Annotated in this window: 21 protein-coding genes; 13 read left to right on the top strand and 8 right to left on the bottom strand. The window is 36.0% G+C overall.

Annotation, left to right across the window (positions count from 1 at the left end; translation table 11 throughout):
- The first annotated feature begins 132 nt into the window (after positions 1-132).
- The 3 genes from ftsY (at position 133) to OLM61_RS02635 (ending at position 2,109) form a co-directional block, all read left to right on the top strand.
- Positions 133-1,086 (top strand): signal recognition particle-docking protein FtsY, encoded by a 954-nt coding sequence (gene ftsY / locus OLM61_RS02645; RefSeq protein WP_264524981.1) that lies wholly within the window; start codon positions 133-135, stop codon positions 1,084-1,086.
- 305 nt (positions 1,087-1,391) lie between these two features.
- Positions 1,392-1,832: a hypothetical protein gene (locus tag OLM61_RS02640; protein WP_264524980.1), complete on the top strand. Its 441-nt coding sequence runs from the start codon at positions 1,392-1,394 to the stop codon at positions 1,830-1,832.
- Entirely contained in the window at positions 1,813-2,109 is a 297-nt protein-coding gene (locus OLM61_RS02635) for a DUF721 domain-containing protein (RefSeq protein WP_173966107.1), read from the top strand. The genes OLM61_RS02640 and OLM61_RS02635 overlap by 20 nt, the downstream gene beginning before the upstream one ends.
- Before the next feature lie 144 nt (positions 2,110-2,253).
- Here OLM61_RS02635 and OLM61_RS02630 read toward each other — a convergent pair whose 3' ends face one another.
- From OLM61_RS02630 to bshC, 3 genes are all read right to left on the bottom strand, one after another.
- Positions 2,254-2,673: a nucleoside-diphosphate kinase gene (locus OLM61_RS02630; RefSeq protein WP_017495185.1), complete on the bottom strand. Its 420-nt coding sequence runs from the start codon at positions 2,671-2,673 to the stop codon at positions 2,254-2,256.
- Positions 2,674-2,896: 223 nt separating this feature from the next.
- Complete coding sequence (locus tag OLM61_RS02625) at positions 2,897-4,168, bottom strand: acyltransferase family protein (RefSeq protein WP_264524979.1); 1,272 nt, start codon at positions 4,166-4,168, stop codon at positions 2,897-2,899.
- 146 nt (positions 4,169-4,314) lie between these two features.
- Positions 4,315-5,904 carry a bacillithiol biosynthesis cysteine-adding enzyme BshC gene (gene bshC, locus OLM61_RS02620; protein WP_264524978.1) on the bottom strand — a complete coding sequence of 530 codons (1,590 nt, stop codon included), beginning with the start codon at positions 5,902-5,904 and terminating at the stop codon, positions 4,315-4,317.
- Positions 5,905-6,248: 344 nt separating this feature from the next.
- Between bshC and OLM61_RS02615 the strand changes: the two genes are divergently transcribed.
- The 5 genes from OLM61_RS02615 to OLM61_RS02595 all read left to right on the top strand — a co-directional run bounded on the left by OLM61_RS02615 (position 6,249) and on the right by OLM61_RS02595 (position 12,428).
- Positions 6,249-7,526 (top strand): MFS transporter, encoded by a 1,278-nt coding sequence (locus tag OLM61_RS02615; RefSeq protein ID WP_264524977.1) that lies wholly within the window; start codon positions 6,249-6,251, stop codon positions 7,524-7,526.
- A 108-nt stretch (positions 7,527-7,634) separates the two neighbouring features.
- Complete coding sequence (locus OLM61_RS02610) at positions 7,635-7,889, top strand: autorepressor SdpR family transcription factor (protein WP_263361736.1); 255 nt, start codon at positions 7,635-7,637, stop codon at positions 7,887-7,889.
- Positions 7,890-7,892: 3 nt separating this feature from the next.
- Entirely contained in the window at positions 7,893-8,555 is a 663-nt protein-coding gene (locus OLM61_RS02605) for an SdpI family protein (RefSeq protein ID WP_264524976.1), read from the top strand.
- 42 nt (positions 8,556-8,597) lie between these two features.
- Positions 8,598-9,974, top strand: coding sequence for an alpha/beta hydrolase family protein (locus tag OLM61_RS02600; RefSeq protein ID WP_264524975.1), 1,377 nt, complete (start codon positions 8,598-8,600; stop codon positions 9,972-9,974).
- Between the two features lie 231 nt (positions 9,975-10,205).
- Positions 10,206-12,428: a B12-binding domain-containing radical SAM protein gene (locus OLM61_RS02595; RefSeq protein WP_264524974.1), complete on the top strand. Its 2,223-nt coding sequence runs from the start codon at positions 10,206-10,208 to the stop codon at positions 12,426-12,428.
- 23 nt (positions 12,429-12,451) lie between these two features.
- Here OLM61_RS02595 and OLM61_RS02590 read toward each other — a convergent pair whose 3' ends face one another.
- From OLM61_RS02590 to OLM61_RS02580, 3 genes are read right to left on the bottom strand one after another with little or no spacing between them, the layout of a single operon-like run.
- On the bottom strand, positions 12,452-13,216 hold the full coding sequence (locus OLM61_RS02590; RefSeq protein WP_264524973.1) for an MBL fold metallo-hydrolase: 765 nt from the start codon (positions 13,214-13,216) through the stop codon (positions 12,452-12,454).
- A gap of 60 nt (positions 13,217-13,276) precedes the next feature.
- Entirely contained in the window at positions 13,277-13,960 is a 684-nt protein-coding gene (locus OLM61_RS02585; protein ID WP_264524972.1) for a response regulator transcription factor, read from the bottom strand.
- Positions 13,957-15,219: a sensor histidine kinase gene (locus OLM61_RS02580; protein ID WP_264524971.1), complete on the bottom strand. Its 1,263-nt coding sequence runs from the start codon at positions 15,217-15,219 to the stop codon at positions 13,957-13,959. The genes OLM61_RS02585 and OLM61_RS02580 overlap by 4 nt, the downstream gene beginning before the upstream one ends.
- Positions 15,220-15,373: 154 nt before the next feature.
- Between OLM61_RS02580 and OLM61_RS02575 the strand changes: the two genes are divergently transcribed.
- The 3 genes from OLM61_RS02575 to OLM61_RS02565 all read left to right on the top strand — a co-directional run bounded on the left by OLM61_RS02575 (position 15,374) and on the right by OLM61_RS02565 (position 18,947).
- Entirely contained in the window at positions 15,374-15,790 is a 417-nt protein-coding gene (locus tag OLM61_RS02575; protein ID WP_264524970.1) for a DUF1573 domain-containing protein, read from the top strand.
- 154 nt (positions 15,791-15,944) lie between these two features.
- Entirely contained in the window at positions 15,945-17,525 is a 1,581-nt protein-coding gene (locus OLM61_RS02570; protein ID WP_264524969.1) for a L,D-transpeptidase family protein, read from the top strand.
- 75 nt (positions 17,526-17,600) lie between these two features.
- A complete protein-coding gene (locus OLM61_RS02565) occupies positions 17,601-18,947 on the top strand; it encodes a sialate O-acetylesterase (protein ID WP_264524968.1) in 1,347 nt (448 codons plus the stop codon).
- 55 nt (positions 18,948-19,002) lie between these two features.
- Here the strand turns inward: OLM61_RS02565 and OLM61_RS02560 are convergent, their stop codons facing one another.
- Complete coding sequence (locus OLM61_RS02560) at positions 19,003-19,233, bottom strand: DUF433 domain-containing protein (RefSeq protein WP_264524967.1); 231 nt, start codon at positions 19,231-19,233, stop codon at positions 19,003-19,005.
- 111 nt (positions 19,234-19,344) lie between these two features.
- Here OLM61_RS02560 and mgrA point away from each other — a divergent pair, with 111 nt between their 5' ends.
- Together mgrA and OLM61_RS02550 are read left to right on the top strand one after the other, a co-directional pair.
- Complete coding sequence (mgrA, locus tag OLM61_RS02555; protein ID WP_264524966.1) at positions 19,345-20,301, top strand: L-glyceraldehyde 3-phosphate reductase; 957 nt, start codon at positions 19,345-19,347, stop codon at positions 20,299-20,301.
- A 755-nt stretch (positions 20,302-21,056) separates the two neighbouring features.
- Positions 21,057-22,130, top strand: coding sequence for a porin (locus OLM61_RS02550; protein ID WP_264524965.1), 1,074 nt, complete (start codon positions 21,057-21,059; stop codon positions 22,128-22,130).
- A gap of 197 nt (positions 22,131-22,327) precedes the next feature.
- On the opposite strand, the gene OLM61_RS02545 is transcribed toward OLM61_RS02550, so the two are convergent.
- Positions 22,328-23,233: an N-acetylmuramoyl-L-alanine amidase gene (locus OLM61_RS02545; RefSeq protein ID WP_264524964.1), complete on the bottom strand. Its 906-nt coding sequence runs from the start codon at positions 23,231-23,233 to the stop codon at positions 22,328-22,330.
- Between the last annotated feature and the right edge of the window lie 35 nt (positions 23,234-23,268).

The following is a 23,268-nucleotide window of genomic DNA, read 5'->3' as shown; positions in this document are numbered from 1 at the left end:
CGGAAGTAGCTTTTTTATTTTTTATATTTGTCTAAAATTTAAAGAAACATGACTAATTTTAGGTTTCTTTAAATATTAAAGATTATTTGGATTGTAAAATCATATAATCTAAAAAACTAACAACCTATAAAAATGAGTTTTTTTAAAAAATTATTCTCTACTGATAAAAAAGAGACTTTAGACAAAGGTCTTGAAAAATCAAAAACTACTTTTTTCTCAAAGTTAAGCAAAGCCGTTGCCGGAAAATCTAAAGTCGATGACGACGTACTGGATGATCTGGAGGAAATTTTGGTAGCTTCTGATGTTGGAGTAAATACAACACTAAAAGTAATCTCCAGAATTGAAAAACGTGTTGCCGCAGATAAATATTTGGGAACAGATGAACTGAATCAGATTCTTCGCGAAGAAATTGGTGCTTTATTGTCTGAGACGAATACAGGTGAAGCAACGGAATTTGAAATTCCAAAAGATAAAAAACCATACGTTTTAATGGTTGTTGGCGTTAATGGAGTAGGTAAGACTACTACAATTGGTAAATTGGCGTATCAGTTTAAAAAAGCCGGTTATAAAGTGGTTCTGGGAGCTGCCGATACTTTTCGTGCCGCTGCTATCGATCAGTTACAGGTGTGGGCCGATCGCGTAGACGTTCCAATTGTGAGACAGAATATGGGGAGTGATCCTGCTTCTGTTGCTTTTGATACCCTGCAATCTGCGGTAGCTCAAAATGCCGATGTAGTGATTATTGATACTGCCGGACGTTTGCACAATAAAGTCAATTTGATGAATGAGCTTACAAAAGTAAAGCGTGTGATGCAAAAGGTAGTTGCCGATGCTCCTCATGACGTACTTTTGGTTTTAGATGGTTCTACAGGTCAGAATGCTTTTGAGCAGGCCAAGCAATTTACGGCTGCGACCGAAGTAACCTCACTTGCTGTAACTAAATTAGACGGAACAGCTAAAGGTGGTGTGGTGATCGGTATTTCAGATCAATTTCAGATTCCTGTAAAATACATTGGTGTTGGAGAAGGAATTGAAGATTTACAGGTCTTTAATAAATATGAATTTGTCGATAGTTTTTTTAAATAATATTTTTTAGATCATTCAATGAGTTTTTCTTCTTTAAAAAATATAACGCCGGTAACTTTTTATTTCGCGAGTGTGGTGTGTTTTGTTTTAGCGAATGTTTTAAAAGACAATAGTTTGTCTTTTTATTATATTTTATTGGTTTTCGGACTTGTGCTGTTCTTCGCAGGCATGCTTAAAAGGATCCGGACAAAACGTTAAAAAATCTCCTTGAGATTTAATTTTTACCTTTAATATTTGAAATTTGTAAAATGTCGTAACAGACATTTTACAAATTTTTATTTTTTTTTGAATTTAATACACCTATTATGAGAAACACTTTTATAATTTTGGTTTTATCGCTTTTGTTGGTAAGCTGTAAACAGGAAATTAAACCAGCAGATATTGCAAAGCTAAACGGTTATTGGGAAATTGAAAAAGTAGTTTTTGATAAAGGGGAGGACAAAGATTACGGAATGAACGAAAATTTCGATTATTTCAACATTAAAGGAACGAAAGGAACGCGAACGAAGGTTATGGCGCAGCTTGATGGAACCTTTTTAACCACAGATACTTTCGAGAATGTATCGGTTCGATTTAAAGGAGATCAGGTTTTTCTCGATTATAAAACAGCTTACGCCAAATGGAGCGAGGAACTAATTTCACTTTCCGATCAGAATTTTGTAGTGAAAAACGACCAGAATAAAGAGTATCATTATAAAAAAACAGGACCAGTAAATTTATTAGACGATGGCAAAAAGACTAAATAATCAAAGTACGATTGGGGCAGTTTTGCAACAGATTATTCAGGTTAATAAATTGCAGCCCGGAATGGATCAAATCGACGTTAAAGAGGCGTGGAGGCAGCTTATGGGGAATGGTGTGAATACCTATACCAAGAATGTAGTCTTAAAAGGCAGTACACTCTATGTAGAGCTCGGATCGGCAGTTTTACGCGAAGAACTAAGTCACGGAAAATCTAAAATCGTTAAAATGATTAACGAGGAATTAGGACGTGAAGTGGTGAAAGAGGTAGTGTTGCGCTAGATTTTTAGACTCACTTAGACTAGCTTAGGCTTCTTAGATTGTTAGACTTTTAAAATAAGATAAAAAGAAAACCCGTTTCGAATGAAACGGGTTTTTTTGTGTTTGAAATTCAGAAATCTAAAATCTAAATTCGAAAATCTGAAATTAAAATTGCTCTCTACCAGCAAAGTGGAATGCACCTTCGATAGCTGCGTTTTCGTCGCTATCAGAACCGTGAACTGCATTTTCTCCAATAGAAGTAGCGTATGCTTTACGAATAGTTCCTTCAGCAGCTTCAGCTGGATTTGTAGCTCCAATTAAAGTTCTGAAATCTTCTACTGCATTGTCTTTTTCTAAAATTGCAGCAACAATAGGTCCGCGAGACATGAATTCAACTAATTCTCCGTAGAAAGGTCTTTCTGCGTGAACTGCGTAGAATGCTTGAGCATCAGCTACAGTTAATTGAGTTAATTTTAATGAAACGATTTTGAAACCTCCATTAGTAATCATTGCTAAGATATTTCCGATGTGTCCGTTTTGAACAGCATCTGGCTTAATCATTGTAAAAGTTCTATTTGTTGCCATTTTATTGCTTATTTTTAATTTTGTGCAAAAGTATACTTTTTTTATGAAATGATTTTAATAAATTCATAATTAAAACTATAAGAAATGATGTTTTGGTAAAGAAAAATGAAAATTATCAGGGTCTATAGCGGTGTCCCTTCGTTTTGCATTTGTACAATAAAAAAGAGACACGCTGTGGCGTGCCTCTGTTGATAAGGATTTATGTCGTTTATGTGTTATTTTTTTAAACTTTGAAAATCAGTTTGTTTTTGTAGAAAATCCACAATATAAAAGTCCAGATGCCAACATATACTAATGCTCCGGCCAAAGAAGCCGTCATTGGATTGCTAAAAAACGGTGCGATTCCAAAATGATACAGATAATTTAAAAGATTAATCTGTTCCTCCGGATGATCCGGATTCTTAAACTGAACCATTACCAAAGCCTGAGGGATAATCTGTGAAAAGAAAAACACAATCATAGGGTTAACTCCCCAAATCAGGAACAATTTGAATCCTTTTTTGTATTTGGCAATATCAATTATGTAGTACAGGAAAGCTAAACATGTTGCTCCTAATCCCGTAGTGTATAAAACATAACTGCTGGTCCAGAGCGATTTGTTGATAGGGAAGATGATATCCCAAAGTAAACTGGCAATAATTAATGCGATACCTGCAATTGCCATTTTTGCAGCCCTCTGTTTTTTGGAAATTTCACGTTGTAATACCTGACCAATTAACAAACCGATGATTCCGTTTACGATGGATGGGATAGTACTTAAAACCCCTTCAGGATCCCAGGTTATCGTTCCACGATACATGTGTTCTTCCAATAAAACGCCATCAAGCCATGATGCTAAATTGGTTCCTTTGTCTAAATTGGCCGCTCCGATTCCGGGAACAGGAACTAATGTCATTATCGCCCAATAGCCTAGCAATAAAGCTGCGCCGGTTATAATTTGTGTTTTTTGAGTTGTTTTTAAGTACAATAAAGAGACTACGAAATAAACAATAGCAATTCGTTGTAAAACTCCCGGTAATCTCACATCATGGTAAGCTTCTATGCCGCTGTAAGCCAGAAACAGATAAATAAACAGAATGGAGAAGGCTAGTATGTTTTTGATTCTGGAACTGAAATTGCCCATTAAAGCATAACCAACAGCAATAGTAATAATCAGTCGGCCAATAAGAAGCGGGATTCCTTCAAGACCAAATAGCTGTATTTTGCCAAAATAATTAAAGAAAATTCCAAGGCAAAGCATTCGGAGTGAACGAACCAGAATTTTGTTGAAAGTAGTGCCGTCCCAGGATTTGGTCGGCATAGCCAGGGGAACCGCAACCCCCATAATGAAAATAAAAAACGGAAAAACTAAGTCGGTTGGCGTGCAGCCATGCCATTCGGAGTGTAACAAAGGAGCGTAAACGTGGCCCCAGTCTCCGGGATTGTTTACAATAGTCATTAATAAAATAGTCAATCCTCTAAAGACATCTAAAGATATCAGGCGCTCTCTGGTCATAATTTTGGTAAATAGGTTAATTTTTTTTAAAAGGTTACTATTTGGTTAGAGCCGCAATAATTTCAGAAGAGGCGGTTATTTATTCTGATGACTATTACTTTTTTGTTACGATTTAAAGCGGAAAACTTTAAATCGGAGATTGTTTTTTATATCGTGATAATATTAAAATTAGTTTCTAAAGGTTTTAAGTTTTGTACTAAAAGCGGAATTAATTGGTCGCCTTTTTCGAGATAAAATTCTGAAAAATTAGTCTGACGTTCCTGTAAACTCTGATTTGGAAATAGTTCGCATTGCAAATCAACAACACGTTGTATTTTAGAATCCAGTTTTCGTTTTTGTGCTTTTAGTAATCTTTTTTCCAGATTGTCCAGGCCTTTCTTCTGTTTAACTTCCTGAGCTTTTACAGCTCCGCTAAAGGATTTATCCGTTTGTTGCGCTAATTCGTAAAGATATTCAAATTGTTTTACCAGCGTTTCTTTCTGAGGCGTTAAATCAATTGGAAAAGCAGATAGTTTGTGCGTAACGGCATTGACTAAATCAGCAGGCTTAGTAAACAAATCTTTCCACTGAAGACCAAGCTGATCCGCTTTTTTGGCTTGCTTTTCGGTGCTTAAAAGCACTGAATTACGAACCAATAACATCGGGAAAGTAATGTTTACAGCATCAAAGAATGATTTTAGCTCAAGCCAGTAAGCAATTTCCCCGCCTCCGCCAATGTAGCATAAGTTAGGCAGAATAATTTCCTGATATAACGGACGCATAATTACATTTGGACTGAATTTCTCGGGATTACTTTCCAGTAATTTTAAAATTTCCTCTTTCGAAAATGAAATTTTAGTATGGTTGACAAAATAACGGTCTTTCTCCAGAATAATTCGTTCGCGCAGTTGGTCTTCAATATAAAACAAATTGATTTCGCGTGGATTTACCTGAATCGTATAATTATTTAATTTTGCTATTGTTTCCTGAACAGCTTTGAAAGACGTTTGCTGCTCCAGTTCTTCTTTGATGTAAGGAATGAAAGCGCGCTTTAAATCGGCAGCATCGGCATCTAAAATCACCAGGCCATAAGCGTCAAACAAACGGTTTGCCAGAAAACGTGTCGCATCGGCAAGATTTTCATGTTTTAAATAAGCTTCTTCAAAGAGCTTTTTTAAGAAACCGGCGTTTGTACTCGAACCTAATTCTTTGGAATAGATTTCTAAAAAGTCTTTTAAACCTTCTGTTGAAAGTCTTCCCACAGGTCCTGTGCTCTCTTTATTCCATCGAAACTTCTTTCCTTTAAAATTAAAATAATTAATCTCTTCAAAATCATGATCCTCCGTTGCCATCCAATAAACGGGAACAAAATTATGAGCGGGGTATTTTGATTTTAATTCTGTAGTCAGGTTTATTGTCGAAATGATTTTATATAAAAAATACAGCGGGCCGCTAAACAGGTTTAACTGATGCCCGGTTGTAATGGTAAAAGTATTTGGGAGTGCTAAAAGCTCAATATTCTCTTTCGTTGAATTTGAAATTTCAATATGCTGATACTGCTTTTTTAACGTCTCAACAAGGGGTACGCGGTTTGCATGGTCAAAATTGGCTTGTTTTTCACTGATTTGCTTTTCAAAATTTTCAAGCGTAGGGAAGTGATTGTATAGGGATTGTAATTCGGTTTTTTGACCTAAATAGTCTTGTATCAATGTAGAGAAATATCCTGAGTTTTGGTAGCTGATACAGTCGGTGGGCATAATTTTAGATTTACTTTTGATAGCTGTAAATTTAATCAAAATATATACTTAAAACTTTTTTTAACGAATGCTTAAGACTTGATTTTTGAAGTATGATTTAAGTAATTGTAAATCAGTATTTTAATTTTGTTTCGATTTGAAAAGAGTAGGAAATTTTTTGTGAAGCGGTAAAATGTTTGATTTGTTGTTTTTGTTAAAACTTTAGGACTAATGTAAAACTATTGTTCTAAAGAATGAGTTTTTAATAATGAAATTCTATTTTTGCAGACAAATATTTGTTGTGTAAAAATGAGGAGATTCATTTTTTGTAGCAGTATTTATAAGAAAAACGATAGCAAAGCCAGATGAAAAATAACCCTAAGCAGAAGAACTCTTTAAAACATGTTCTTTTTGGTTCCTTGATTGGTACCACCATTGAATTTTTTGATTTCTATATTTATGCCAACGCAGCCGTGTTGGTTTTCCCGCAATTATTTTTTCCCGGTTCAGATTCGACTATGGCAACACTGGAATCTTTAGCTACTTTTTCAATTGCCTTTTTATCGCGCCCTTTAGGTTCCGCGTTTTTTGGACACTATGGAGATAAAATCGGACGCAAATTTACTTTAGTAGCCGCTTTGTTAACGATGGGTATTTCAACAGTTGCAATTGGATTTTTACCAGGTTATGCCAGTATTGGGGTAGCAGCGCCTTTATTACTAATGCTTTGTCGATTTGGGCAAGGTGTAGGTTTAGGTGGCGAATGGGGTGGTGCTGTTTTACTGGCGATTGAAAACGCTCCACCGGATAAACGAGCCTGGTACGGAATGTTTCCGCAATTAGGTGCTCCCATCGGATTGTTGCTTTCGGGAGGAACTTTTTTAATTCTGACCGACACAATGACTAATGAAAATTTTATGGATTATGGCTGGAGAATTCCGTTTATAGCAAGTTCGCTTTTGGTTGTGGTTGGATTTTATATTCGAACAAAAATTACAGAAACTCCTTCATTCGAAAATGCTAAAAAAGAACAGGAAGAAGTTAAAGTTCCCTTTTTAACTTTGACTAAGTCTTATCGAAATCAATTGATTTTTGGGACATTGGCGGCTGTTACCACCTTTTTGGTTTTTTATCTCATGACGGTTTTTACTTTAAGCTGGATTACTTCAGATTTAGGGATTACCAAAAGAAATGCATTATTGGTTCAGTTATTCTCCGTTTTGTTTTTTGCACTTCTTATTCCGGTTTCGGCAGTAGTGGCAGATAAGATCGGGCGACGTAAAATGCTAATTATTGCTACGATTGCTATTGCACTTTTCGGATTTTCGTTTTCTTATTTTCTGAGCGCCGCAAATATGGTTTTAATTACCACATTTGCCTGTATCGGGATGGCTTTAATGGGATTTACTTATGGGCCTCTGGGGACTTTCCTTTCGGAATTGTTTCCAACAAATGTTCGTTATTCCGGAGCATCTTTAACCTTTAATTTGGCGGGAATCCTGGGGGCAGCGTTTGCTCCAATGATTGCCATTTGGCTGGCCAGTACCTACGGCTTGAGTTACGTAGGGTTTTATCTGACCGGTGCTGCCATAATTTCGTTGGTTTCCTTTTTAGTGGTTTCTAAGAAAGTACATCAGTTTTAAGATCCGATTAAAATATAAAAATCTCTAAAGAGGCTATGATTTAAAATTATAGCCTCTTTTTTTTGCTAATTAGAAAAGTATTTAGATATTTGTCTAAATATATAAATGATGAACGATATTTTTAAAGCCCTTAACGATGCAACGCGAAGAGAAATTCTGGAGCTTTTAAAGCATAAGGATCTGTCTGCCGGAGAAATTGCTGATGCTTTTAATATATCAAAACCCAGTATTTCGCATCACTTAGATATTTTAAAACGTGCCGATCTAATTACTTCTGAAAAAACAGGGCAATTTATCATCTACTCCATCAATACCACCATTATGGAAGATGTTTTGCAATGGATACTAACTTTTAAAAAATAAAAAATGAATTTAGAATTGAAAAAAGAGCTTCCAATTATTGGAATTGTTATGATTCCGTATGCATACTTAGTATTTATCTGGAACAGCCTTCCGGAAAGAGTTCCGATTCACTGGAACATGGACGGTGAAATTGACCGATGGGGTAGTAAACCTTTTTTGATTGTATTGGTTTTTCTATTACCGGTTCTGACTTATGCAATAATGTCTTCAGCGGCACTACTTGACCCTAAAAAAAGACTTTCTTTAATGGGGAAAAAGTTTTATCAATTGAAGTTTTTTATGGTTCTGTTTATGTCTTTACTGGCTTTATTTCTTTTATATGTCACAAAAAATCAGTCTGTTTCAAATCCAAATTTGACTTATGTTTTGGTGGGAATTTTAATTATGGTTTTGGGGAACTATTTTAAAGTAATTCAGCCCAATTATTTTATTGGAATTCGCACACCATGGACCCTCGAGAGTCAGGAAGTTTGGAAGGCTACACATGCATTTGCAGGTAAACTTTGGTTTGTGGGTGGGATTATTATCATTTTAGGAGGATTGATTTTTTCAGGTTTTGTTTTCTCAAAGGCTTTTGTCACAATCGGGATTGTTTTAGCTTTCGTGCCGGTAGCGTATTCTTTTATCAAATTCAAACAATTGGAGAAAAAACAAGGGAAGTTGTAATTCCCGATCATTAACAAAGCAATCTTATTTATTTCAATAAAAATGATAAAAACAATACTCACTTTAATAGTAGCTTTAGTTTCTTATATAATGAACGGACAAGAAATTTCAGGGCAATGGAATGGACTTTTAAAAATACAGGGGACTCAACTTCGGGTTGTTTTTCATATTGCTAAAACAGAAACGGGATATATTTCTACAATGGATAGCCCGGATCAGGGAGCAATAGGAATTCCTGTTACAAAAACCTCTTTTGAGAATGCTGTTTTGAAATTGGAAATTGCTGCTATAAGAGGTTCTTATGAAGGAATTTTGAACAGCAATAATGTTATTGTGGGAAAGCTTACACAAGCAGAAAAATCAGTTGACATCAACTTATCAAAAGAAATAACTCAGAAAGAAGTGTCCAGGAAACCTCAGGAGCCTGTAAAACCATATCCGTATTATAGCGAAGATGTGAAATTTGAAAATAAGGCGGCCCATGTAACTCTGGCTGGGACATTATCTCTGCCTAAAAAGGAAGGAAACTTTCCGGCGGTAATTCTAATTACAGGAAGTGGACCACAAAATAGAGATGTAGAAGGCTTAGGGCATAAAACATTCTTGGTATTGTCGGATTATTTGACTAAAAAAGGAATTGCTGTTTTGCGTTTTGATGACCGTGGCGTTGGTGAATCTACCGGAGATTTTTCGAGTGCAACAACATTTGATTTTGCAAAAGATGTTCAGGCAGGAGTGGAGTATTTAAAAACAAGAAAAGAAATTATTAAAAGTAAAATTGGCCTGATAGGGCATAGTGAAGGCGGAATAATAGCACCGATCGTTGCCGGAAATTCAAGAGATATTGATTTTATTGTTTTATTGGCCGGTCCCGGACTTAAAGGGGACAAGTTGCTTTTACTCCAAAAAGAATTAATTGAACGACAAAGTGGAATGCCTGAAGAAGAAATTCAAAAAGGTCAGGAGATTTTTAGAGGTGCTTATGATATTTTATTAGCTTCTTCTGCTTTTGACGATACTTTTAAAAATAAAATTACGAGTTATTTCAAGTCCAAATTTCCAGGTCCCAAAAATGAAGCTATGGCAAAATACTGTGCCGATTTTATCAATAATATTTGGTTTTATAATTTTATAAAGATTGATCCGGCTTCTGTTTTAGAAAAAGTAAAATGTCCTGTTTTAGCGCTTAACGGAGGCAAAGATTTACAGGTTCCGGCCGAAGTGAATTTAGAAGTTATAAAAAAAACACTACTGAAATCAGGGAATAAAAAAGTGACTACTAAAATTTTGCCCGATATGAATCATTTGTTTCAGGAATGTAAAACCGGTTCGCCAAATGAATATGAGAAAATAGAACAAACATTTTCTCCCATTGCGTTAGACGAAATTTCCAGTTGGATTTTGTCGCAGATAAAATAATTATAAAATAGAAAAGCCCTTCAGTGAAAGGGCTTTTTTATTTATCGTTTCAGACTAAAATGTCCTCTGAATTCTTTTCCATTTGAACGTGTAGCTGTAAACCAGTATAAAGTCTGAAAGGTAAATTTCGAGTCCCTTATTATCTACACAATAAAACTAATAGCGCAAGTTGAATCTTTTCCTGAAAAGTCTCTAAATATGCTGTATTTTTGCAAAAAAAATAATGCCGTCTTGAAAACGAAACTCTTCATTGTTACTCCGCCTTTTACGCAGCTGAATACACCGTATCCGGCAACAGCCTATATAAAAGGATTTCTGAATACCAAAAATATCGAATCGGTTCAGGCTGATTTGGGTATCGATGTGATTTTGGAATTGTTTTCGAAGAAGGGTTTAATTGATTTGTTTCTTTATTCGGAGCGTCTTTTTGAAAGCAGATCATCCAGAGCGGAGTCGAAGGATGACGTTTCCGATAATTCAAAACGTATTTTTGCTTTGCAGGACGAATACATCAAAACAATTGATGCTGTAATCCAGTTTTTGCAGGGAAAAAATCCAACTTTGGCTTTACAGATTTGTCAGGAAGATTTTTTACCCGAAGCTTCTCGTTTTGCACAACTGGAAGAACTCGATTGGGCTTTCGGAACAATGGGGACGCAGGATAAAGCCAAACATTTGGCTACTTTATATCTCGAGGATATCTCTGATTTTATTGTAGAATGTATCGATGAAAATTTTGGTTTTAGCCGATATGCAGAGCGTTTAGGCCGAAGTGCCAATTCGTTTGACGAATTGTACGAAGCCTTACAGCAGAAACCAACCTACATTGATTCTATTTTAATTTCTATTTTAAAAGAAAAAATGGAAGTGGTAAAGCCCACTTTTTTTCTAATATCTGTTCCCTTTCCGGGGAATTTGTACAGTGCTTTTCGCTGTGCCCAATGGATAAAGCAACATCATCCAGAAGTTAAAATTTCGATGGGTGGAGGTTTTCCGAATACCGAATTGCGTTCGCTCTCTGATGCCCGTGTTTTCGAATTCTTTGATTTTATCACTTTAGATGATGGTGAAGTTCCAATTGAAGAATTAATATTCAATTTAGAAAATCCAAATTCCAATTTATATAAAAGAACTTTTCTACTGGAAAATGGAGAAGTAGTCTACAAAAATAATTCGTTAAAACACGATTATAAACAAGCCTACGTAGGTACTCCGGATTATTCTGATCTGCCTTTGGACAAGTACATTTCGGTAATCGAAATTGTAAATCCAATGCACAGAATGTGGAGTGACGGCCGTTGGAATAAACTGACCATGGCGCATGGCTGTTATTGGGGAAAATGTACTTTTTGTGATATTTCACTTGATTATATAAAGGTTTACGAACCGGTCGCGGCCAATTTGCTCTGCGATCGTATGGAAGATTTGATGGAGCAAACCGGGCAAAATGGTTTTCATTTTGTCGATGAAGCTGCTCCGCCTGCTTTGATGCGTGCTTTGGCGTTAGAAATTTTACGTCGAAAACTGGCGGTAACCTGGTGGACCAATATTCGATTTGAGAAAAGTTTTTCGAAAGATCTGTGTCTGCTGCTCAAAGCCTCAGGCTGTATTGCTGTTTCCGGTGGACTGGAAGTGGCTTCTGACCGATTGCTAAAATTAATTGATAAAGGAGTTACGGTAGAGCAGGTGGCAAAAGTGACCCGCAATTTTACCGAAGCCGGAATTATGGTTCATGCTTATTTGATGTATGGCTATCCCACCCAAACGGTTCAGGAAACGGTCGATAGTCTCGAAATGGTACGTCAGCTGTTTGAGGCAGGAATCCTGCAGTCGGGATTTTGGCATCAATTTGCCATGACAGCTCATAGTCCGGTTGGATTGTATCCGGAAAAATTTGGTGTTACCAAAACGACGGAAGCAATAGGAACTTTTGCGAATAATGATATCGATTATACCGATTCTACAGGGATTAATCACGATAAATTTAGTTTTGGATTAAAGAAGTCACTCTTTAATTTCATGCATGGCATCTGCTTTGATTATGAATTGCAGGATTGGTTTGATTTTAAAATTCCGAAAACAAAAATAGACCCGGATTTTATTTTTAATGCCCTTGAAGAAGGAAATGATTTTAATACAAAACCCAATGCCAAAGTAGTTTGGTTAGGCGGAAAACCTTTTGTGGAGGCTTTTACCAAATCTAAAAAAGGAAGAACCTGGGAAATGATGGGGTTCACTTTTCACGATAAAAAAGAAAGTTTCAACATTCAGACGAATAAAGAGGAAGGCGAATGGCTGGTTGAAATTTTAAGTAAAATTGCCATTTCGAACAGCAAAAATTACACTTTTCAGGAAGTGAAAAATGACTTTGAGACCCATTTGGATGATTTCGAATTGTTTTGGTATTCTAAGCCAGTTAATACTTTACGCGAATTCGGGTTATTGGTTTTATAATTCGAAAAAGGGTAAACATAATATTAGTATTCTACACTAGTTCCGTCATTTGGGATCGAAACTTTGTCCAGAAGATCATTGTCAGAAAGAGCCTGTTTTAATTCGGTTCTAGTAGTAGGGCAATGATTTAAAGCCTCTAAGTGATTGGCGAAAACTTTTCCGGGTGCAAGCGCTGCAAATTTTAGTATGTCGTTCATTCGCATCAATAGGGGCTGGCCAATATCTAACCTTGCCGTTCCGCAGGCTACAACCGAAATATCGGGTTTAAATTCAATCAGTACTTTTTGTACATGTTCTGTAAAAATGGTGTCAGAGCTGATGTAAACCGATTTTTGAGCGGGTAATTCGATATGAAAACCCATTACATTTCCCATTAATTTAGCAACAAACCCGTAACCGTGAATGGCCGGAATTCCTGTGATTTTACCTCCGAGAAATTCCTGAGGATCCCAATAATTTAAGGTCTGTATGATGTTCAATCCTCTTTTTGATAAAGCAGCTTCGTCTTTACTGCTGCAAACAACAGGAATGCTTTTTCGTCTTAAAAAAATCTCGCCTGCTTTGTCGATATGATCGGGGTGCAAATGCGTAATGAGGCAAATTGTTACCTTGCTCAAAATATCTCTGCTGTTTTTAGGCAGGGCAACTAACGGGTTTCTTTTAGGTTTATAACGAAAAATGGTGAAGGGCGGAATCGTTTTTCTTTTCCCTAACATTGGATCGACCAATATAACATCGGTTTCAGTTTCTATAACTAAAGTGGCGTTGCGTAAATGATGTAATTTCATATCGGGGAAAAATTATAGATACTAAAATACAAAAAATATAAAAGAATTAAAAGGGATAAATTACATGGTAAATCGAAATCCAATTCCGTGTAAATTTTCAATAGTGATGTCTTTTTCGTTGCTTAAAATCTTACGAAGACGTGAAATAAAAACGTCCAGACTGCGTCCCATAAAATAGTCATCAGTGCCCCAAAGCGAGGTAAGAATCTGTTCTCTTTTTAAAACAGAATTTTTGTTGTCCAAAAACAACTTCAATAATTCGGCTTCACGTTGCGTAAGGCTAATTTTTTCGCTTTCATTGAAAAGAACAAAGTTGCTGGTATCAAATTGATATTTTCCAATTTCATAAACGAGTTTTTCAACAGGGACGTTTTTCTGCGAACGCTTTAGGAAAATTTCAATTTTTAAAAGCAATTCCTCAATGCTAAAAGGCTTTACGAGATAATCATCGGCGCCTAAACGCAATCCTTTGATGCGGTCTTCTTTTAATGTTTTGGCTGAGAGAAAGATAATCGGAATATCGCTGTTGCTTTTTCTGATTTCGGTGGCCAGCTCAAAACCATCCATTTTGGGCATCATGATGTCAAAGATACAAATGTCAAAATTCTCTTTTTTAAAGTTTTGCAGACCCGTTATTCCATCACTACAATGATGTACTTCATAGTTGTTTTGTTCCAGATTGTCTTTGGTCAGGAACGCGAGGGTCTCATCGTCTTCAGTATAAAGTATTTTGAATTGTTTCATTTTTTATAGGGAATTGATAAAGTTATAGTGATGCCTTTCTCCGAATTGTTTTCGGCTTTTATTTTCCAGTTATGCAAGTTGCAAATTTCTTTAACATAATACAAGCCAAGTCCAAAACCATTTACCTCATTGCTTTTTTCGTTTGGAGCGCGGTAGAATTTATCAAAGATAAAAGAAATGTTCTTAGGAGAAACCCCAATTCCGTTGTCTTTAAAAGTTAGTTTTAAAACAGAGTTTTCGACTGCGATTCCAATTACAACCCGCGACTTTTCGGAGCAATATTTAACCGCATTATCGAGTAAATTATAAACTAAATTGGAGAAATGAAAAACGTCGGTTTCTATTTTATATTCTTTGGAGACCGTCTCAATTTTAACGTTGGCTTCAGGATATTTTAAAAGGATGTTCTGGATGATTTCTTCAATAATAGGAACAAGTATAATCGTTTCTTTCTGTAATTCTAGAGGGGCATAATCTGACTTGGCAACATTCAGGATCTTCTCAATATGACCGTTCAGTTTGTGGCTTTGATTGATGATAATGTCAGTATAGGTATAGAGTTTTTTATCGTCTTTAATTGGTTTTTGCTCAATTAAGTATTTCGAGGCAATTAGAATAGAAGATAAGGGTGTTTTAAACTCATGCGTCATATTGTTGATGAAATCACGCTGCAGTTCCGAGTATTTTTTGTGCTGCAAAAGCGTAAAAATAGAATACACATAAATCAGCAAAATAAGAATCAAAGCAATCGAAAGTATGAACCAAAACCGCATCGAACTAAACAAATAGGTCGTTTCATTTGGAAAACGTATGGCAAAATAATAAACCAAATTTTTATGTTTTGGAAAATAAACCGATTGCTTAACTTTAGTTTTTTCAGATAAAGAAATATAATTCCCGTACACCATCTCGTCACTTTGGCAATTGTACATGGCGTACTCAAAATCGGTGGTGATATTCATTTTTTTGAATTCATTTTTCAGATAAAATTCTAAAATATCGGGTTCAAAATCATTGTCAATATTTACGATATAATAGTCGTTGGCAATTTTTTGAACAGGATTTTGTGCAGGCAGCTCATGATTGGTTCCTTCGTATAATTTTTTGGCTACTTCGAGTAAAGCGATATGTGCTTTTTGATTGAGTTTTTTTTGCTCTAAAGTAAATGCCTCTTTGGTCCAAAGCAATTGTGCCACCAGTATACTTATAATGGCGATTAATCCTAAGATGATGATGCTATTGAGTTTGTTGAGTTTCAAGAAGAAAGTGGTTTTTGATGGTGTAATATTAATCAAATTTATAGTTAAAAACACCAATTAACAAGTCGTTAACAAAGATTTGAAAGCGGTTAACAGCGTCTTGCTCAGTTCGGGAGTACTTTTGAAATATCATTAACCAATAAAATATTTAGCTATGAAAATGATTAAAATTTCGATGTTGTCTTTGGCATTATGTTTAATGTCTTTTTCGGCGATTGCACCACTAAAATCGATTAGTTCAGAAACAAAAGTTGCTGCAGTAGCTGCTTCAGCTGTGGTATGGAAAGCAGAAACTATAGATGTGGGTGAAATTCCTCAGGGAACTCCAAAAGTAATTGTTTACGAATTTAAAAATACTGGAAAAACGGCTGTTGTTATTACAAACGTACAAGGATCTTGTGGCTGTACAGCGACAGATTACACTAAAGAACCGGTTTTACCTGGAAAATCAGCTAAAGTAACTGCTACTTACAACGCAGCGAACAAAGGTGGTTTTACAAAAACAGTTACTGTGACTACAAGTGCCGAAAGCACTCCAAAAATCCTTACTCTAAAAGGCACAGTGATTTAAATTTAGAGGTTAGTTATAAAGCAGGGAACTCCGGATATCATATGTCCGGAGTTTTTTTTGCTTTTATTTCAGAGGATTAAAAGAGCAGTAATATTTTGTACTGTAGGTCGATCTTCAACAAAACTTTTCTACTTTTATTGTAAAAATAATAGTTATGAAGTTTTTGTATCCCCTTATTGCTGTTGTCCTTCTTTTTAGCGTTGTTTCCTGTAATAAGAAATCGGAAGAAAAGGGAGAAGAATCCAAAAAAGCAGCACAGCACGTAGTGCCGGAACTTAAGATTAAAATTGACAGCTCAGGTATTGTTGGCTTTTATCAGGCCTATCCCAAGTTGATTAAGTTTCAGGAGGACGTTCTGGCCTTGTACAAAAAACAGAATTCTACTCAGTTATGGCTCGACAATAAAGGAGTTGTAGAATTTGGAAATTTATTATTCAACAAATACAAAGGACTGGATCAGGAAGGACTGAAAGCTAATTTCCCTTATAAAGAAATGATCAGTCCAATATTTGAGCACACTGCTGACAACAAACTATCGAAAGCCGATACCGATTTGATGATTACTAATTTGTATTTCTACTACGTCAAAAAAGTATCCGGAGTAGACGAGAAAACCACAAAGTCTTTGGAGTGGCTTTTGCCGCGAAAAAAAGTAAACTATCAGGTATTTTCTGATTCGATTTACAAAAAGGCTACCATTAGCGATGATAAGAAAAGTAAAATGTTCAGTCAGTACTACAAACTACGCGATGCACTTCATCAATACAGAGAAATAGAGAAAAAAGGAGGATGGAAAACCATAGAAACAGAAGAAGGTTTTAAAAGCTTTAAAACAGGAGATTCTGTAGCGGCTATTGGACAAATAAGAGCGAGACTATATGCAACAGGTGATTTAAAGGAGAACAATAACAGTAATGTCTGTGATTCCGTTTTAATTGCAGCGGTTAAGAATTTTGAATCACATCATGGCTTAACACCAAAAAATATAATCCTGCCAGAGCATATTGCCGAACTGAATGTACCTGTTTCTGACAGAATCAAAACGATTATTGTCAACATGGAACGCTGTCGATGGATTGATCCGGAACTTGAAAAAGGAAAAGAATATATAGAAGTTAATATTCCTGAGTTCAGATTGTATTTGATCCGAAATGGAGAAATTGCTTTTGTGTCGCCAGTAGTGGTGGGCAAAGCGATGACACAAACCGTTATTTTTAGCGGTCTGATGAACAACATTGTTTTTAGTCCATATTGGAATGTACCCACCAGTATCATCAATAAAGAGATCAAACCCGGAATGGCCAGGAACAAGAATTATCTGAGAGATAAAAATTTGGAATGGAATAACGGTGCGGTTCGTCAGTTACCCGGAAAAAACAACTCGCTTGGTTTAGTGAAGTTTTTGTTTCCAAACTCAAATAATATTTACCTGCACGATACACCTGCCAAAAGTTTGTTCGAAAGAGAAAACAGAGCCTTCAGCCATGGTTGCGTGCGTGTAGGGAAACCAAGAGAACTTGCGATCGAACTCTTGAAACAAGACCCTTCCTGGACTCCGGCACGAATCGATAAAGCCATGCATGCCGGTAAAGAAAACTGGTATACTTTAAAAAGGAAGGTACCTGTTTATATTGGCTACTTTACCGCCTGGGTAGATCGCAAGGGACAATTGAATTTTTATAAAGACATCTATCAGAGAGACGAAAGTTTGATAAAACTGCTGACGGAAGAATAAAAGAAGCGTTTAAAAAGATAGCAAATAGGAAATAATAGATTTAAGTTTGTTTTCTTTTTTATGATTTTCTCTACTATGGCAGTAAATGTAACACTACCGAATATTTTTGGCGACAATATGGTCTTGCAGCGCAATTCCGAAGTAAAAATATGGGGTTGGGCGAATCCTAAAGAAGAAATCACATTAATTTCCGGTTGGGACAATCAAAAGTATCAGGCGACTGTAAACGAGCAGGGGCAATGGGAGATTGCGATCAAAACTCCCGAAGCAGGTGGTCCTTATACTATTTTGATAAAAGGGATCGAGGAAATTGTACTTCGCAATATTCTCATCGGAGAAGTGTGGGTTTGTGCCGGACAGTCGAATATGGAAATGTCGGCAAGCTGGGGAATCGATAATGAAGAAGAGCAAGTAAAAAATGCTACTGACGCCGCTATCCGCTTTTTTACTGTTCCTCAATTAACCGCTTCAAAACCACAGTCAGCACTTTTAGGAAACTGGAAAGAATCGACTCCGGAAACCATGAAAAATTTTAGTGCAATTGGTTATTTCTTTGCAAGACGTTTACGTGAGGATTTGAAAAATGTTCCTATCGGATTGATATCTTCCAATTGGGGAGGAACCACGGCTGAAATCTGGATGCCGGAAGAAATTGTTCAGAATGATCCTGTTTTAGCAGAAAATGCCAGAAAATTTAATGAGCAGGAATACGAGCCACGCCAACCTGGACGGGCCTATAACGCCATGATTCATCCAATTGTTGAGTTTAAAATTGCCGGAACTATTTGGTATCAGGGAGAATCGAATGTCGGTTCTCTGGTTTATGATCAGACTATGGCGGCTTTGATTGCCTCTTGGCGGGAAGTCTGGAAAGATGATTTTCCTTTTTATTATGTACAGATTGCGCCTTATAAAACCAGAGGCAATAACTTCTTTAATGTCATTTTAAGAGACTCACAAAGAAAATTGCTCCATAAAGTTCCTAAAACCGGAATGGTCGTTATCAGTGATGTTTCAAATGTGAAAGAGATTCATCCAAAAGATAAAAAGCCGGTGGGAATCCGTCTGGCGAATCTGACTTTAGCTGAAACCTATAAAATCAAATCGAATTTGGTAAACGGACCACTCTTTAAGGATTTTATAGTAGAAGAGCATAAAGTAATAGTTTCTTTCGATGCCGCTGATGGATTGCATTTTAAGAATGAAAACTCCACTCAGTTCGAAATGGCCGGAGCCGATGGGATCTTTTATTCTGCCGAAGCTTCTATACTAAAAGATCAGGTTATTTTGACCAGTAAAAAAGTATTACATCCGGTGAAAATCCGTTTTGCCTGGGGAAACACAATTCAGTCTGATCTTTTTAATGAAGCGAATTTGCCAGCGTCCTGTTTTACTTCCGAAGAAAATAACGATAAGATTTGATTTTCAATAGATTTAATAACTCTCCATGAGATATTTACATCCAGAAGCAATTTCATTACGCTGCAACTATTTTGGTAATGTTTTCTCTATTTGCAGCAAAAGCTAAAGCAGCAAGAATATGTTCTTTTTTTAATTCGGGAAAATCTTCTGTAATTTCTTCGAAAGTCATGCCCATAGACAACCAGGAAAGAATGTCTGCAACACAAATTCGGGTTCCAATAATCACAGGTTTGCCAAACCGAATGTCCGGATCGATTGAAATTAAGTTTTGCCAGTTATTTTCCATAATTTTATTATTTAAACAAATTTACAAAAATAATGCTCTATTCGGTTTTAAAATAATAAGGTTTGTTTCTATCTTTAAAACTATAAAATGTACACCCTTTAAATTATAATAATGAAATACAACAGATGTGGAAAAAGTGGGTTGTTACTGCCGCAGATTTCTTTAGGATTGTGGCATAACTTCGGATCAGTAGATAATTTTGATACTGCAGAATGTATTGCTGTGGAAGCTTTTGATAAAGGAATTACACATTATGATCTGGCCAATAATTACGGACCAGTTCCGGGATCGGCGGAAACTAATTTTGGAAAGATTCTCTGGCATAATTTTCAGGGAAATTTAAGAGACGAAATTATTATCTCAACAAAGGCCGGTTATACAATGTGGGATGGACCTTATGGAGATTGGGGTTCCCGTAAATATTTGTTATCGAGTTTGGATCAGAGTCTGAAAAGAATGAAGGTCGATTATGTGGATATTTTTTATTCGCATCGCCCGGATCCGGAAACTCCAATTGAAGAAACTATGATGGCTTTAGATTATGCTGTGAGAAGCGGAAAAGCTTTGTATGTGGGAATAAGTAACTATTCGGCAGAGCAAACCAGCGTTGCGGTTGATGTTTTAAAACAATTGGGAACACCATGTTTGATTCATCAGGCAAAATATTCCATGCTGGAGCGTTGGGTAGAAAACGGTTTGCTTGATGTTCTGGACGAAAAAGGAGTGGGGTGTATTGCTTTTTCTCCTTTGGCACAGGGGCTGTTGACGGATAAATACCTAAACGGAATTCCGGAAAACTCCAGAGCACATAATCCAAACGGACATTTGAAAGAAGATGAGGTTACACAGGAGCGCATCCAAAAATTAGTTCAGTTGAATGAAATTGCTAAAAACAGAAACCAGTCTTTGGCACAAATGGCTTTATCATGGCTGCAAAAAGACAAACGAATTACTTCGGTTTTGATCGGAGCAAGTTCTGTGCGTCAATTGAATAATAATATTGAGTGTTTGCAAAATCTTGATTTTACACAAGATGAATTAAATGCAATCGAGAAAATTTTAGCATAATCCGGTCGCTTTTAGACACCCGGAGAAAGACGCACAACTGTGCGTCTTTTTTTTACGCCAAACTTATCAGTATTCTTAAAAGAGGAATTTCTATAGGTCTTAAGCTGATCGGGTATAGAAGCTCTTAGTTTAGTATAGTGATTTTTAGTTAAGGGTAGTGGAACTTTTTTGAGAAAGTCTGTTCGAAATGAAACAGGCTTTTTTTGTTTTTGGTAACAGCTGTTTTAAGGTTAGAGCGGTTGTGTTTTTAGATCTGCTTCTTGTTTTTTGGCTTGTAATTTTTGTAAGAATTTTTACTTTTTTGAATTGTCCTTTTTTACATGGTGTGGTTTTTTAGATTCGCTCTTTAATTTTGTTTACTTTTTTATATAGCCTATATTTTTTATGGGGTATGTTGTTTTTTAAATTTAAATTTTAGTGTTTTTTGGTTAATTTTTACTTGTTATTTTGTTTGTACCCTATAAAATTTAATTATTTTTATAAAAAGTAAGTTGTTGATTTTTTAAAAATGAATAGTTAATTATGCCGAATAACGATTATAGAGAGGTTAATTTTTGTAATCCGTAATTCTTCTTTGAAAACAGCAGAAAAGTAGATTTGGATTCTTTTACTCATCCAAAAGTTAATAAATTCGCTACTGAAAATGAAGGAGTTTTAGAGGGAATAAGAGGTTTTAAAAATGGCTTATAGTATTCAATTACCTATATAAAAGATTAACTAACCAGAATCAATTAATAACCAAAACCAATTAAAACATGAAAAAAGTATTGCACATTTTAGCCGTGATGTTAACGAGTTCTTTTGCTTTTGCCCAAGAGGAAACTGAAACTGCGACTTCACCGGCAACCACCTGGGGAGGATCAGCCGATGCGTATTATAAATATGATTTTTCAAAACAAATGAATGGATTGACAAGTTTTACCAATTCTCAGGATTCGTTCGAATTAGGGATGGCCTCTGTTCAGGCTGGACATACCTTCGGAAAAGCTTCGGTTTTTGTCGATTTAGGCTTTGGGAAGAGAGCGGGAGAGTTCTCCTATAATGAAACAACAGATAAAGATATAAATGCAAAATTTTTAATTAAACAATTATTTTTCACCTATCAGGTTACCGATAAATTTAAGTTTGTAGCAGGTAGTTTCGGAACTCATATCGGATATGAACTACTGGATGCGGTCGCGAATAAAAACTACAGCATGTCTTATGCTTTTTCTTATGGCCCTTTCTTTAATACCGGACTAAAAGCGCAATATACATCAGGTAAGTTCACCGCGATGTTTGGTATCACAAACCCAACCGACTTTAAGTCGGCAATGGATGCAGGTTCAAGTCAAAAAACATACATAGCACAAGTGGGGTACATTGGAGACACAGGCAGCGCTTATTTGAATTTTACTTCAGGCAGCAGCAATCCTGCTTCTGATGAGAATAAAACACAAATTGATTTTGTGGCCTCTAAAACAATAACGGATGCATTTTCTTTAGGATTTAATGCTACTTATGCCAAAACAAAGAATGATATTGACAGTGCATTAGACGGCGATTGGTTTGCCTTGGTAGGATATGCAAACTATGCTTTTAAGTCATCATTGAGTTTGGCTTACCGTATGGAGTATTTCGATGCGAAAGATGCTGCAGCCAGTTTGGGTACCTTAACAGGATCGAATGTTTTTGCCAACACCGTTTCTTTAAATTACAAGGTAGGGAAATTAACAATTATTCCGGAATTACGATACGACGCTGCTTCTAAGGATATCTTTTTAGATAAAGATGCTGCTCCAACAGGAGGATCATTCTTCGGATTAGTCGCTACAACATACTCTTTCTAGAGATAAAGATTGATATTTTTTTTTTTGGAGCTGTCGAAACCTACTTGTGTTTTGGCAGCTTTTTTATTGGAGTCTTTTGAATTGATTGCTAAAAAGCAACTGCTTCACTTTCATGTGGTGTCGGGTTTCTTATCATAAGAAAAAAGCGCGTTTCTAAATTTTTAGAAACGCGCTTTTGTATGGTATTGCTAATTGTACTACTGAAGCTGTTTTTTATAAATCGAGTAAATAGTATCTATTGTTTTTCGATCTAAAGTTGAAGTTACATCAGTTTGAATATAATGTAATTTGAAGGCCATGATCGCGGCTGAAAGATTTTTGGTATTGTATCCGATAATTCTTAATGCGGGTTCAATTTTAAAATCAAAAGGCGCTTCTTCAAGAACTGCGTCGGGCCAGATTCCAAATCCTTTTTCAGCCAGAGTTTTCCACGGAAATAAAGCACTTGGGTCCTGTTTTCTTCCCGGAGCAATATCTGAATGTCCTATAATATTCTGAGTAGGGATGTTGTAATCTTTCTTTAATTTGGTTAAAAGCGCTACTAAACTGCTAATCTGTGCTTCTGTGAAAGGTTTAAAACCGTTATTGTCAATTTCAATTCCGATCGAAGAAGAGTTTAAATCCGTATTTTTTCCCCAGGTCGATGCTCCTGCATGCCACGCTCTTAAATAATCGTTTAACATTTGAACTACTTTTCCGTTTTCAGAAATAATATAATGCGCACTTACCTGAGTTCGTGTCTTGGTAAACGTATTGATCGTTTGCTGAAGAGAATCCTGAGCGGTATGATGAAGGATGATGAAACTTGGTTTTCTTAAGTTGAAGTTTACAGTTCCAATCCATTCTGTATTAATACCATTTAGTAAAGCAGTTGATCCTGTTTTAGATAACGTATCTTTTACTATACCAAGTTGCTGCGCATAAGTAGTATCAATAACTACAGGGCTTACAACCGGAATTGGCTGAGCTTCTTTACTGGTAATTTGTCCCTCTAAAGTTTTAAGCTGCTGGTCGTAAGCTTTTTCAGTATTTTTATAAGGATTTGTAGAGCAAGAAGTAATAACAATTGCTAAGATCAGGTAACAAAAATGTTTTTTTGTCATAATAGTATTTACATTTTTTAGATGAGGTTGAAACA

It is taken from the genome of Flavobacterium sp. N502536, from assembly GCF_025947345.1.
Classification (GTDB): Bacteria; Bacteroidota; Bacteroidia; order Flavobacteriales; family Flavobacteriaceae; genus Flavobacterium.
The sequence above is the reverse complement of the archived record's forward strand: the minus strand, read 5'-3'. Positions and strand labels throughout refer to the sequence as shown.